Source organism: Algoriphagus yeomjeoni, from assembly GCF_049821175.1.
In the GTDB taxonomy this organism is placed as follows: domain Bacteria; phylum Bacteroidota; class Bacteroidia; order Cytophagales; family Cyclobacteriaceae; genus Algoriphagus; species Algoriphagus yeomjeoni_A.
Genome location: NZ_CP187512.1, coordinates 1371005 through 1386123 on the forward strand (window position 1 = coordinate 1371005; position 15119 = coordinate 1386123).

8 protein-coding genes are annotated in these 15119 nt (G+C 38.5%); 4 read left to right on the forward strand and 4 right to left on the reverse strand.

What is annotated here, in order from left to right:
* Positions 1-244: 244 nt before the first annotated feature.
* From ACPUEN_RS05595 to ACPUEN_RS05605, 3 genes are all read right to left on the reverse strand, one after another.
* Positions 245-2419 (reverse strand): beta-xylosidase, encoded by a 2175-nt coding sequence (locus ACPUEN_RS05595; protein ID WP_425639127.1) that lies wholly within the window; start codon positions 2417-2419, stop codon positions 245-247.
* 184 nt (positions 2420-2603) lie between these two features.
* A complete protein-coding gene (locus ACPUEN_RS05600; protein WP_425639128.1) occupies positions 2604-4085 on the reverse strand; it encodes a hypothetical protein in 1482 nt (493 codons plus the stop codon).
* 77 nt (positions 4086-4162) lie between these two features.
* Positions 4163-5560, reverse strand: a complete 1398-nt coding sequence (locus ACPUEN_RS05605) for a cellulase family glycosylhydrolase (RefSeq protein WP_425639129.1) — start codon at positions 5558-5560, stop codon at positions 4163-4165.
* Between the two features lie 836 nt (positions 5561-6396).
* Between ACPUEN_RS05605 and ACPUEN_RS05610 the strand changes: the two genes are divergently transcribed.
* Positions 6397-8232 (forward strand): alpha/beta hydrolase-fold protein, encoded by a 1836-nt coding sequence (locus ACPUEN_RS05610; protein WP_425639130.1) that lies wholly within the window; start codon positions 6397-6399, stop codon positions 8230-8232.
* An 811-nt stretch (positions 8233-9043) separates the two neighbouring features.
* Here the strand turns inward: ACPUEN_RS05610 and ACPUEN_RS05615 are convergent.
* Complete coding sequence (locus ACPUEN_RS05615; protein ID WP_425639131.1) at positions 9044-9538, reverse strand: DUF427 domain-containing protein; 495 nt, start codon at positions 9536-9538, stop codon at positions 9044-9046.
* 860 nt (positions 9539-10398) lie between these two features.
* Here ACPUEN_RS05615 and ACPUEN_RS05620 point away from each other — a divergent pair.
* The 3 genes from ACPUEN_RS05620 (at position 10399) to ACPUEN_RS05630 (ending at position 14449) form a co-directional block, all read left to right on the forward strand.
* Positions 10399-11016 (forward strand): NADPH-dependent F420 reductase, encoded by a 618-nt coding sequence (locus ACPUEN_RS05620; protein ID WP_425639132.1) that lies wholly within the window; start codon positions 10399-10401, stop codon positions 11014-11016.
* Positions 11017-12366: 1350 nt separating this feature from the next.
* The gene (locus tag ACPUEN_RS05625) at positions 12367-13215 is read left to right on the forward strand and encodes an alpha/beta hydrolase fold domain-containing protein (RefSeq protein ID WP_425639133.1); all 849 of its coding nucleotides are present in this window, start codon (positions 12367-12369) and stop codon (positions 13213-13215) included.
* A 199-nt stretch (positions 13216-13414) separates the two neighbouring features.
* Positions 13415-14449 carry an arabinan endo-1,5-alpha-L-arabinosidase gene (locus tag ACPUEN_RS05630; RefSeq protein ID WP_425639134.1) on the forward strand — a complete coding sequence of 345 codons (1035 nt, stop codon included), beginning with the start codon at positions 13415-13417 and terminating at the stop codon, positions 14447-14449.
* The last annotated feature ends 670 nt before the right edge of the window (positions 14450-15119 follow it).

The following is a 15119-nucleotide window of genomic DNA, read 5'->3' on the forward strand; positions in this document are numbered from 1 at the left end:
CGAAATGCATCAAAATGGTAAAATATTGATGTAACAATGTCTTGTTCAAACTCCTGAAAGCAATAAAGCCCATAGCCACTTTATAAGGAGACTTAATAGGCCTTGGTGAAATAACTACAAAAAGCAGACTTTGCTGTACTGCCCCATACTGCTTACCCTAAAGTCCAGAAGCAAAAAAAGGGAGAAGATATGCCAATCCTCTCCCTATTGAGCTAAACAACCTAAACCCTCTGAAAAAGTTGCTTTATAGTACGCTCAATTTTATAGTATTTAAATCCTTTTCCATGCTTGAGGTACCAATTGAAATAGTAAAATCACCTGGCTCTACGACCTTTTCCATTTTTTGATTGTAAAGAGAAAGGTTCTCTGGGCTCAATTCAAATTGAATTGTTTTTGTTTCTCCTGGTTTCAAAGAAACCCGTTCAAATCCTTTAAGCATTTTATCATACCGACCCACCGAGGCAAAATCATCCCGGATATACATTTGAACTACCTCATCCCCCTGAATTTTTCCAGCATTTGTCACATCTACAGACACGGTCGTTGATCCATTGGAATGGATTTTCGTTTTAGCTAACCTTAGATTGGAGTATTTAAATTGGGTATAGCTCAATCCAAAACCGAAAGGAAAAAGTGGCGTTTTGTCTGCGAATTTGTATTCTCCTTTGCCGGATCCAACAAAGTCAGGTCTTTCTAAATAGGTAACTGGAAGCTGACCAACTGAGCGCGGAAAAGAAACCGTAAGTTTTCCTCCGGGATTGTAATCCCCAAACAGCACCTCAGCAAGCGCATCTCCACTTCTCATTCCCAGATACCAACTTTCAATGATCGCAGGTACATTTTCAGCGATGTAATTAATGGTCAAAGGTCTACCATTGACCAGAATTACCACGATAGGTTTTCCTGTTTTAGTTAATGCTTCAACCAATTCATTCTGAACACCAAAAAGATCCAAGTCGTCTCTATCAGTTCCTTCTCCACAAGTGAGCGTGGATCCGCCCACTGCCAATACTACAACATCAGACTTATTTGCTGCTGCAATAGCTTCCTGAAAACCAGCCTTCGAATCACTATTTAGTTGTGCACCCTCGGCATAATTGACCTGAATTTGATCTCCAACTTTTTGTTTTATCCCTTCCAAAATGGAGGTATAATAGGGCGGAATTCCAGAATAGCCTCCCATCAACGTATACTTTTTACCTTCAGGCACTTCCTCATGCGCATTTGGGCCAATCACTGCAATAGACTTAATTTTATCTTTGTTAAGTGGCAACAAAGAGTTTTCATTTTTAAGAAGCACTACCGCTTTTTTCGCAATATCAAGTGCTAGTTCCTGACTCTCAGGCGTACTGACTACAGTCTTCACCTCATCGGTGTTCTCTTGATCAAACAGGCCAAGTTTATATTTCATCTTAAGAATTCGAGATACACTTGCATCTACATGTTTGACCAAATCAGGATTACTGTTCAGTGTATCTTTCAATACATTCATGATGTAAGCCGCATCGGCTGGGTTTTTCCCAATCACCAAATCCATATCTACACCTGTTTGTAATCCTAGAACGGCAGCTTCTTTTCTGGATTTGGCTATGTAATGCATGTGGTGAAGTCTGGAAACATCATTGTTATCCGATACTACAAATCCTTCAAACCCCCATTCGTCTCTCAATAAGTCCTGAATCAACCAGGTATTCATATGACACGGAATTCCGTTCAGATCTTGATGGCCGGGCATTATTGCTCCAACACCAGCCTCTTTTACAGCAGCCTCAAAAGGTGGAAGATGAATTTCAAATAATCTTCGCTCAGAAATATCACTGAACCCTCCATTAATTCCCCGACGGTTTTCCGGATAAGCTACAAAGTGTTTTGCAGTAGCCATGATATGATTCTCATCAAATTGCTCTTCACCTGTCCCCTGCAATCCTTCTATAAAGGCAACTCCCATTTTTGAAACTAAATAAGGATCTTCTCCATAGGATTCCTCTACTCTTCCATACCTGGGATCACCGGTTATTACATCTAAGTTTGGAGAATAACAATGAGTCAGGTTAGCAGCTCTAGCTTCCTTTGCAATAGCAGTAGTCATTGATCTGATTGCTTCTGGATCCCATGTTGAACCCAAAGCTATCGCTTGTGGATACACTGTAGCACCAGGCAACCAAAGGCCATGAAGACACTCACTGTATTGCATCATGGGAATGCCCAATCGCTCATTCGGTGGAGCATCCTGAGTCAGTTCTGCCACCTTTTCTTCCAAGGTCATCTGACTTACTAATTCGGACACTTTTTTATCAATATCAGAATCAGAATCAGGATCCTCTTCCTTATTGACCATGGCATTGGATTGACAACCTGTAATGACTGCTCCGATGATGAGCGTGCCAACCAGGAAATTAACACATCGTATTACCCGCATTTTTGGTAAAATTTACTGTTGAGTTTTATTGTTATAGAGACATCAAATAACACTCAAAATCCACTTCTAAAAGTCTAAAAACAGGGTGATTTTGTCCAAAAATGGAAAATTATTAATTGAAAAAATCAGTTCAAAAAATTATTTACAACACTGAATACTAATGACTAAAGACATTTTATTTAACTCAATTTGGAATTGGATTTGAAAAAATGTAGTCCAACAGTATTTTTTTGACATCATCCACTTTCCCTGACTCTAATCCACCTGAAGTGGCTCCAGTAATCCAGTAAAGAACCATACCTGCATCCGAGCAATCCCACTTCCCTTTTTGAAACTTGACCACATCGTCCACCTCTGCCATTTTGCCCAAGATCCATAACCACTGAACCCTGGAATCAGGATGGTTCTTAGCCCAATCCCATTTTTCTAAATCCACTTTAAGATGTGTGTTTTGATCAGGAATTCGCACTTCCTCAACACCAAAGTCAAGGATTTGCTTCCAGGTATAATAATCACCGGCATCATCATTTGCAGGGTGATGTGTAATCACTTTTACAAATTGGTGTTTTTGCTGATCGGATTCAGCCAAGGCCATACCAATGATATCAGGCTCCCCTGCTTCCACAATCCACAATGGGTCATCAGCAGTGGATTGATTAATGGCATGGGCAAGATCCCTGACAGTCTCTTCCTTCTGCCAAAGTGCATCATAAAAAATCAAAGAATCATATCCTCCCCATCGCCGGGCTGTCACATCACAAGCCATCTGCATCATAAGGTGCCGTTCCTTTTCAGCCCTTTCTGATATTCTGTTTCCTCTAACTAAATCGCAACTATGAGAATAATGCACCAATCGGTCGGTTATTCCGGCTGCTCGAAGCAAGGCTAAAGAAACCGCTGTCCCTCCCAGGTCGTCGGGATCAGGAGAATTTCCATCAGCAACGATTGCAATCCTCCCTGCTGGGGGAGCTATGATTTCTCCATTTTCAAAAGGCTTAGGCACATAATTGATGTCCTGAGTCAAAAGAAATTGATCAAATTCAAAACCATCCTCCCGCATGCTAAACTGTATAGTATGAACACCTGCATTTTCTACATCCAAGAAAATCTGATGAGGTACGCCACAGTGTTCTTCTTTCGTTCGTTGGCTATTCCCCCACGTCCAGGCATTTTTACCTTCACACCATTGCATCCTCTGTCCGCTCTCAGGCCAAGTATCATCTATGCCAACATGTACACCATTGTCTTCACTTCCTGTTGAATAAGCGCTCACCCAAACATAATACCTCCCTGGTTTAGTAAAATTTACCTGATAGTGAACAACCGCCATTTCGCCGGCTTTTTCTGAGAAATTTTCTCCTCTTATCAATTCATCTTCATGCGTAATTCTAGTGTCGGGTAATACTTCTATGTAAGAATTATTACTGGCGGTTTCTGCATGATACCCATCAGCACCAGCTAATCCTTCCGAGTTAGTCTGATCTTGATGTATCACCCACTTTCTTGTATCAGTTTTTCTTTGGGTGAAAAAATCCTCTGCCTCAACTTTGAAAATTCCATCCTCCTCTTGATATATTTTATGAGCTGATTCTTGGCCTAACGCAAAACCAAAAATCAAAAGGTAAAAGGAAACACTAAATACTATCCTGTTTATTTTTATGTACATAGTCTTGGGTCTTTATTGAGCTATTTCACTAACATTTAATTCATTAGACGTTAGTAAGGAAATTTGCTATTTAAAAATTACATACTCTTTCCAGTAATTCCTGGCTCTATTTTAAGGGTTAATTCCTGTTGATCGTTTGGCCACTTCAAAATGACTAATTCCTGCCTGATCTCGTCCCAAATGAAGTTATCCATTTCCCATTCACCAGTATTCTTTAGCATCTCCAGCCCTGCCTTTTTTATCGGATTGTGAATTAAAAGCAATTCCTCTCCTATTCGAACAGTAAATCCATCTGGATAATGTCTATTCGCTCCAATAAAGAACTTAGATGCACCTTTATTACTAGCTGTTAACAAAGACACTTTTAATATTCGAGTGGAAAAATCATAATTAAATGTATGGATATCACCCGCAATTGCCTGTGGATAAGGTCTTGCTATAATATCAGTAATGTATTTTCTTTCTACGGTACCTACTCCGGTTGAATCACTAAAAATCGCCCAAGTTGACGGTCCACCGGGGAGAAAATTCTGCATCACCCGGTTACCTGAAAACCAAGCTTTGATAGTCCCGACTCCAAGACTGTCAAATAGATGGGCAGTATGCATGTAATAGTCTATATAGTCTAATTGATCAGAGATTGAGGTATCCGTGGTTTTGAGCGTAGGATACCCCCACTCTCCCACTAACATTGGCCCGTTCTGAAGTTCTGCTTCCTTTACAAACCGTAGCATAGTAGGCCTAATCCATTGTTTTTTATTTTGGTAAATATGTGGGGTAAATACCACATTTTCTCGATCAATTGACTGGGTAATCTCTGCGTATTGATTGTGATTTATCGCATCGCCTTTATTCATAAAAATCGCCTGACAATACATCAATTTACCCTGATCAATCTTTAGATACTCATCTATAATCTTCTGATAAATAGGAACTAGATATTTATTGGTTAATTCAGTATAGGAGATATCCATGTCATGCTTTCTGGGTTCGTTGACTAGGTCATAACCCTTTACAGCAATATCATTTTTGTATCGATTCCATATGTTTTTCCAAGCCTCTACATACGTTTCCTGTGCACCATTTTTATTCAGGTAAAAATCTTCCCAACTGAAACCTTTTACGCTATAAACAGTCATTTTGAAAACGGTCTTGACACCATGGTCTTTTCCCAATTCAACCAAGCTATCCAGCTTAAGCAAATATTCTGGTTTCAACTGGCTACCCTGAAAACTGCTGAGTTTACCCAACTCCAACCTGATCACTTGGTAATTGGCTCCCATTCTTACCATTCTCAAATAGTCATCTGAAGTATAAAAAAGCTCTCCAGCACCGTCATTTGTATTTACTACAAAACCTCTTGGAATTACATGCCTTCCATTTTCATCTCGTACTACATGATTTGACTGAGCAATGGATTGAAATGCAACAAGCATAAAAAACAAAATGATTGTCCCTAGTCTACTAAAATTCATAGTCATTATAATTTCTGGATTGATTCGATAAAATGGGTAGGCCCTTCAACTAAATTAAGTTGAAATTACCATGCAAAACCTTTCTAGAGATCCAAAAAAAAGGTGAAAAAGTCCGAAAACCCGCATTCGTGCATCTCTTAATAATATTTGATGACCACAAATTCTGCAGAGATTTATCAATTAATAAAAAAGGATTACTTAAATCATGGATTTTGAGGTATACGGATTTTAAACTGCAACTCAGCAAATAAAAAGATAGAGTGAGAATAATCAGAATGATTAGGAAGCAAAGATTTACTTAGAACTACTTTACTTACTAAATCCATGATTTCCATACCAAATCGCTATGGGTTAACTTGATCCCCACGAACGAGAACATACACTACCCTATTCCTGAAATCGAAGCAAAAAACAATACTTCTAAAAATTCAATTTAAAATTGAAATAAGCCTATAAAATGAAGTCAAAAGGATTTTTTGTACCGTATTTGTACCGAAATAACGTTAACATACTGATAAATAAATAGCTACACTTTCTGCATCGGGAAGTAACCGCCACCTATTTACTCTACTTCAATCAATCATTTTAATATTTTATTATAATCAGCAACCTACCCAGCTGCGGATTTTCCATTAATATTAAGCTCCGGTGTTCGACATTTGACCGCTATTCGACATTTGTAATGTCGAACCACCTATCATAGCATTTTAAATTCAACTACCCCCCCCTTTTTTCGCATAGCAGAACAAGCCAATAACCCCAAAAGCTTTACCTAGTCTAGTTGGACAACTACTCATTTTGACCTATTTTTAGCAACAACCTAAACCTAATAACCTATGCAAAAAACTTTTCTTATTCCCCTACTCCTATGCCTAGGCTTGACTGTCTCTCAAGCCCAACAAGGAACCAAAGAACGAGTCAAAGTACATAGCCGCGCACTGGAGGGCAATCTAATCGGTGATCCTCCAGATCGGGATGTGACGGTCTATCTCCCTCCTTCTTATCAAACTGATTCTAACAGAAACTTCCCTGTCCTCTACATGCTTCATGGGTTTACCGACACGGATTCCCAGTGGTTTGGATGGGAGGATCATTGGATCAATCTTCAAGATGTGATCGAAAAGTCTCTCTCCGGTGGAGGTTCTAAAGAGATGATTGTTGTGATGCCCAATGCTTATAATACCTTTAAAGGAAGCATGTATGCCAGTTCGGCTACGATAGGCGACTGGGAAACCTTTGTCACCCAAGAGCTGGTGACCTACATAGATTCCAAGTACCGAACCCTAGCCAATAAAGCAAGCAGAGGACTTGCCGGACATTCTATGGGCGGCTATGGCACCATGCGTTTGGGCATGAAATATCCTGATGTCTATGCAGCCATCTATGCGCTGAGTCCCTGCTGTATGGACGGCGGACCTTCGACCAATCCTGAGATGATCTCAAAATTGGAAAACTTCACTTCGGAACAACTTGATGATGCATCCTTTGGAGAAATTGCAGCCCTTGCTACTTCTGCTGCTTTTGCACCAAATCCCCAAAATCCTCCCTTCTATTTGGACCTACCTGCAAAGGATGGCTCGCCGCGTCAGGATATTATCAATAAGATCATCGCAAGCCGAACGCTCACCACAATTGATCAGTATATCCCAAACCTGAAAAGGCTAAAAGCCATAGGAATGGATGCCGGAACAAAAGATAGAGGAATCAGCGCTGCTACCAAAAAACTGCATGAGGTACTGGATTCTTACCAGATCGAGCACATGTATGAAAGCTACGAAGGTGACCATTTGAACCGCATCGCGGAACGCATTGAAACCAAAGCCTTGCCTTTCTTTTCAGAACATCTTGTTTTTCAAAAAAGCACCCTAAGCGAAATTATTGAAAATGGTGGCACAGGTACGTATCCAGCTGTCATGACTTCGGAGAGCAGTTTGCCCACACATACCATCTTTAGACCTCAAGATATTGAGTCATTTGGCGGAGCACAAAAGCTTCCATTGATCGCATGGGGCAATGGTGCCTGTTTTGATTCTCCCTGGGAGCATATCAATTTTCTGAATGAAATAGCTTCTCATGGTTTTCTGGTTGTCGCAATCGGTACTATGCCCAAACAGACTGATACCCGTTCCAAATCACAAAAACTACTGGATGCCATAGACTGGGCTATTGCACAAAATAATGATCCAAACAACCCCTATTATCAAAAAATCGATATCAAGAACATTGCAGTGAGCGGTATGTCCTGCGGAGGTTTGCAAACTATAGAGGTTGCCGATGATCCTAGAATCACCACGGTTGGCGTATTTAATAGCGGTGTATTGGGGAATCCTGGAGGTGGAATGTCTGGAATGCCACAGGTCGGCAAGGAACAGTTACAAAGAATCAAAGTTCCTACACTCTATTTACTGGGTGGAGAATCAGACATCGCTTATGGAAATGGAATGGACGATTTTAGCCGCATCAATCATATTCCTGTTTTTGTTGGAAATCTGGATGTAGGACATGGGGGCACCTATGCACAGCCACATGGTGGAGAATTTGCCCGGGTAGCACTAAATTGGTATCTCTGGCAGTTGAAAGGAGATGAGGAAGCGGGAAAGCTTTTCACTGGCGACTCTCCAGCATTAGCGAAATCAGCAGGCTGGGTAATAGAAAAGAAAAACATGGACTAAGCTAAAGGGAAAAGTCAGCTCGGATATAAATAAAACCGCCTCTAAAATGTACATAAGATAGATTTTGGAGGCTTTTTTGTGTACTTCGCAATCATGCATTTGCGAAATATTGCCACAAATGAAAAGTTACTTTTCTACATCGTAAAGTTTGATTCGGGAGCTATAGCCTAGATTGCCACGTCGAAATCAATTCCCTTCGGTCCTTAATTTATCCTCGCAATGGCGTTCTAATCCATAACTTTTTTGGTACTACCACGAATTTAATGGAATCGATAATTGAATACCTGGTGAAGATGGTTTCCGGAGGCTAGCATCCGGATGGGTGAGCCTTTCGGGATTTTCGGTTTTGTACTGAATTGAACACCGTGAAGAAAATGACTCAGCTCCCGAGGTACGAGAGGACAAGTCGTAAAGAAAATGCCCTTTAGGCATTTTTAGACTTGGGCCAGGTTTGGGCAGGGAGTCATTTTTAGGTGTGAAATGCAGTACAAAATTCCGCTGTTTGCTCAGCATAAAGTAGCACTACACCACACAGCGGAAAGAAAAGACCGAGGCTCAGGGCTTTTTGCCTGCCCGCCTGTGTGCGGGGTTACTTTTTGGCCGCCAAAAAGTGACAAAGAAAACCTATAGAGAAAGGGGTAATGTGTTAGAAAAATGTTAAGTCTCCTAAAGAAAAAAGCCGCAATGATAATCCGAACCTATACTCTCTACTAGAGAAATTAGTTTAAAACCCAACTTGCTTTTCCATTAAATTCAGGGTAGAACCACTTTTTTAATCTCTAATCCCCTTTCTCGAATCCCTAAAAGCAATTTACCATCCCCAAGTTCCTGCCACTCCTTTGAATGGTCCTACAATGTCACTAGTGATCCAGCCACCATAAAAATCTCCCTCTTGGGCCTGGACTTTTTCATCATTTACATAACATGCATCCATAAGATGGGCATAAATGGAAATGGTTTTTTGAAGTTGAGGATATGCCTTATTAGGATTGAGATAGCCCCAAGCCGCCCGAGAAGCAGTTTTGGCCCCTACTTGTATATAGTAATAATTGGCAGTGCCTTTCCACTCACAATAGGTAGAACCTTGAGCAGGAATCAAAACTCCTTCTTTGAAAGCATCCAGAGGAATGTAATACGTGGGTGGATGGCTGGTTTCCAGCATTCGAAAGGAGCGATTGGTATCAAGAATGATTACCCCATTAAAAACAATACGAAGATGTTTCCCGCAAAATTCAAGTCTTGGAGGACGTGGGTAGTCCCAAACTGATTCTTGACCTGCTTTAGGTTTTATAGGTTTGATAGACATGTCATTTTAACCAAACTCCCCCACTTTTGTTATGGGGTTTCTGTACCATAAACCCCAAAAGGACAAATCAATAGAATTCATTTCCATCCTCCCTCAGAGGCATTTATTTGCAGAAAATGACTTTGGGCGGGAGGGGAATTGCGAGGTAACTCAATGGCCAAAGGTTGACTCCGATAGCTCAGGATTGGGTCTTTTGTGTCAAAGCCTGCTCCGATTTTTTTTGGGGCAGAAGGACGAAGTAAAAAAAAGATTGGATTGAAAGAAATGACAATAATACGAAGTATTAATGTCCATTAAATCTCTTAATACTTTTCTATAATTATTTTTAGAATCTTCGTAAAATTCTAAGGTTAGACTCTACCTCATCTTCAAGAACTTTACTGCTATTTGGCAGTAGGATCAAGACTAATTATTTACAATTATCTGAAGCCCAAAGAGATAATTATGAGGTCGAATTGGCTCATATAGTTTTAAAGCATTTATCGCCTGCACATTCCTGATTCGTGCTATATTCCCCAAATAATACCATCTCGAGAAAAATATTTTGTGAGGGTTTAAATTTATAAACTCACTTTTTTGGACTTTCAATCCCAACTTATGATTTTCATGAAGTCCTATCATTTATTTCAAAATTTCCTTTTGAATTTCAACGGTATTGTACTAGTTTTCAAAGCTTTATTCTTTTTCCGCAAGACATAAATTAGAAAAGTGCTAAGGAAAAGGAAGTTAAAAAAGTCACTTGATCTACCATTAATTTCTATGCTCAAGTGCCTGTTTGCAATCAGTTTCTAGTCATTTCAAATCAGTGTTTGGACAGTTTATTACCCATCCTCCAGCGCTAACTTAAAAAGAAGAATTATATGAAATTAGGAATCCTTGGAGGAACTAGCCTAGCCAAATCCCTAGGCAAAAAATACATAGATGCAGGACTTTCTGTTGTATTTGGTGTCCGCACAGATTTTAATATTGATGAAGCCGAATGGAAGGTTCTCAACCGTTTCTATGATAGACTTTGCCCTTACCAATCTGCTATCATACAATCGGAGATAGTTTTGATTTGCTGTGAAAATGAGCATTTAGCACAAGTTTGCCAGGAACTAAAAGAAGTGGATCTGGAAGACAAGATTATAATCGATTGTACCAACGGCGATTATGATAAAAAGCTAAGCACTGGAAATACACAGTTGATTCGCAGGTCAGCTCCAAAAGCTATAATTTTCAAAGCTTTCAATAACCTTGGACTTGATTATCCAAATTCCGATGTGCTGGGAATAGTGAAGGAAACCTACTTTTGCGGAGATTCAAACTTTGAAAAAATTCGGATAAAAAGATTAATCGAGTTAATAGGCTTTAAAGCCATAGATGCAGGTAAAATGAAAAATGCAACTCTACTGGAAGCATTTTATCATTTAAGCCGAGAGATCACTTGGAACAAAAAAGAAGAGTCTAATTATCATTTTAAACTGATTTCAGTATAATTATTTGGTTAATAGGCATTGAAAAGGCAGCAACCCATCATGCGCTAAACTTAACGCCACAAAGGAACCTTACTCACAAGTTTTCTCCTCAGTCAAATAAAATGGCATAAAGTCATACAACTTACATTTTTATCAGCTCCACTGCTCAAGCTATACTAGCCATTCAGTTTAGCCCTCTGAAAGCAGGGTTATAATTTTTAATCTCTGTCTAAAGGGATAATTTATTAATACAAAAAGGTACAGGTGTATTGAATTTTCAAAAAAAATGTACCAACAAGAACTGACTAGATTAAACCATCAATCTTAAGATTTGATTGAGTTCTTCAAGCCGAACCTCAATTTTGATGACGCTTAATGTCGCCTTCATCTGGGGTATCTCTCTACTTTACAATAAGAAATTCACCTGGTCTTACTCCTGAAAATGCTGCTAAAAAATCAAGCCTTTACCCCTCAATTTCTCTGATTAAAAAAAACGTATTCAAAGCAATTTCAAATTCTTTTTAGGTCATTTTCACGATTAGTGTCTGATTTACTATACAATTCAAGGGCTAGAATAATATAAATAAGCATAATTCAGTCACTTTTTAAATCAAAACAGGAAGAAATTCATTAATTAAAAAAAGAAATTAGTGAAGTATTTAATGAGCAGGCTTTGAAAGTAGAGAATTTGAGAAAAGCAATCTTACTTCTGAACACCAAAGTTTGATTTGATTTGAATATGATTATTCCAATTGCATTGAATCAAAAATTGAAGGAATTTAATCAATTGAAAAGGAAAACTTTTCAATTTTAAGTCCAGACTATAGCGACTTGAAGCTGATATAGTTTTAAAGAGTTCTAAAAGTTTGATTCCTGAATTTTGCTAGATAAATGCAGGTAAATCAAGTTTATCTTCTTCTCACTTTATGGGAAAAAGTAATTTGAAACACCGCAAAAAGTATAAGTAATTTAGAACAAGAGTCTTTATTAATTCAGTTTGGAAATCTAATTTTTTTTATCCCAACTAGTAATTAATAGAAACTGTAATAAAAGCTGAAAAATGGCCAATCTGGCCAAAAAATCATTAAGTAAACAGGCTATCTTAAAAGTAAATTTTAAATAGTTTGAGATTGGGTTCAAGTATATCAAGAGGTAGTAGAAAGTTCTACTACCCCTTTTTCCATTAGTTGTATTAATTTCTTTCCGTGCACTCTATTTATTTTAATAGAGGGTGAAAGTTACAGCCAAAAAAATCCCACTATAGTACTGTTAGGAAGTAAACAACTTTGCATATTTTATCTCAAAATATGTATTGTAAGGTTATATCCTACGTATTGTAAACCCAGAATTAACATAAACCCTAAAATAATCATGTTTAAAAAAAGACTGGAACTGACTCTACTCTTGCTGCTATTATTTTCTATTATTTCAATAGCCCAAGGCCCTAAAAATGATTCTAATCTAACTTCTGAGTATGAGGCTATATCTATTAAAAGAGATATTGTTTATCGTGAGGGAGAGAGTAATGCATGGAAGCTGGACTTGGCTACACCAAATGATCAAGGATCCGCCTTACGCCCAGCTCTTGTGATAGTGCATGGAGGTGGATGGTCCATGGGCTCTAAGTCTGTGGATGTATATCAAAAAATGATGGTTGATTACGCAGAGAAAGGATATGTAACGATCAATGTTGAATACAGATTAACAGGTGAAGCTGGCTTTCCTGCTTGTATAGAAGATGTTAAAAATGCGGTTCGTTGGCTACGCGCACATGCCGAGGAGTTACATGTAGATCCTGAAAGAATTGGAACCTATGGTCACTCAGCTGGGGCACATTTAGCTTTGATGCTTGGCATGACTTCAGAAGTAGAGGAACTAGAAGGTGATGGAAGTTATCAAGAATATTCCAGCCATGTAAATGCAGTCGCTGCAGGGTCTCCTCCTACTGAGTTGGGTCGTGAGACTCCAATGTCCAAGCCAATTTGGTGGCCAATAGGATATATTTCCGCAGACCATCCTCCAATGCTTCTAATTCAAGGAACAGAAGATCCGGTGGTAAAGCCAGTCCTCACGCGTGATTTTGTAACGAAGATGAAGAATGCAGGTGCCGAAATAGAATATATAGAGGTAAGTGGTGGTCATGATGTGGCATATTCAAGCCAACTCGAAGTGACCGATCCCGCAATCGAAAAGTTTTTTGGCAAACACCTGAAGCCATAAACCTAGAAATTCAAGAAGAATCTGTAACCGCAAAACACCAAAGCACTTCTGATTTATTCAGTATCATAAATAAGTTTTGGTTCAGTTCATCTCTGAGTATTGACTTTGAAAACTACATTTCCATTTCGTTGACATATAAATATTCAGATGGTTAAAATTATTATTTCCTCTGTTTATGCTACATAAAAATCTTACCCAAATGACTAATCCTAATCAAACAAAATTTAAACTAGCTCATTATACAGCTGCTTTTTTTATTGCCTACCTGCTTTTTGCCACAGGACTTATGGCCCAACGTGTTCAAGATGATAGCAAAGGATTAATTGTTCACGATCCGGTGATGATGAAGCAGGATAGTTTATACTACCTTTTTATGACTCACGGTGGAGTGGCAAAGAGTAGTGATTTAGAAAATTGGACCAGAATAGAACCACTTCCTAGAAATCTGGAATGGGTGACTAATGATATTGTTCCAGGTTATAGAGGTGGTTTCTGGGCTCCAGATATTCAATTTTACAATGGCCTTTATTACCTCTATTATTCACCTTCTGCCTTTGGGAAAAACACCTCTGCGATTGGCGTCATGACAAACAAGACGCTGGATCAAACAAGCTCTGATTATAAATGGGAGGATCAGGGTATGATCTTACAATCAGTTCCAGGAAGAGACTATTGGAATGCGATTGACGCAAATGTGATTTTTGTCGAAGAGGAAACAGGTACAACTACAGGCTGGTTGTCCTTCGGTTCATTTTGGGGAGGTTTGAAGTTGGTTAAACTTGGGCCAGATATGAAATCAGTGGCAGAACCACAAGAGTGGTACGGAATTGCTCAACAAGAGCGCACCTTTGGAAGGGCAGACGATAATGCTGGAAATGGTGCAATTGAAGCCCCTTATATCTACCAAAGAGAGGAATATTTTTATCTTTTTGCCTCTATAGATTATTGTTGCAAAGGCTTGAATAGCACTTATAAAACAATAGTTGGTAGGTCAAAGGATATCCGTGGACCTTATTTAGACAAGGCGGATAAACCTATGTATGCAGGTGGTGGAGAGCTAATCGCAGGTGAGACCGATAAATATGCAGGTATTGGACATTGCTCGGTATATGATTACGATGGCAAAACACTATTTGTAGCCCATGGATATGACAAGGAAGATAACGGACGGTCCAAGCTGGTTATCAAAGAAATTGACTGGGATGAAGAAGGTTGGCCTACTATTAAATTTTGAAACCTAAGGTTAACATGCTTATTAATACTCTTCACAAAAAGTAATTTGCTTAAATTATCTTTTATGAGTATATCGATAACTTCTACTTTAAGCTAATTTACTTGTGGTTTAATTTGCTATAATTTTCCCTGTAAAAGGATATAAAAATAATGCTATTTAGGGAGGAATTATTAGTATGAAATTTATAAAATAATTACATTCAATTGAAATAATCCATAAAAATCAAGTAGTTAGGGACAAGGTCTTGATGTTGTGCCTGCTATCCTCTTGAATTCCTGATACAGATCCAATGGTATTTGCATATAGTACAATTACCTGAGAATACTTGTATGATTTTTTCCTGCTAAACTGACTTGATTTCATATCTATTATGAGATGTTCCAAAAAATATTTTTAGAAAATACTCTAGCCAAAACATACTTTAATAATTTAATTTTTGGTCATAAAACAGTAAATAAAAGGTTTTATACAGTTGGTTTTTTAAAATCTATATCGAGAAATTAGTATCGAGTAAATAGTAAAATAAAAAAAGATCTGGTCTAGCCAAATTTGAAAACCAACCAGGCCAAGTCGCAAAATGAAAATTTACCTTCGACTTCACTTCAGCAGGAAGATTCGTCGAAGAATAAATTGGACATATTTTGTTTTAATTATTTGTCTAACTAAACCC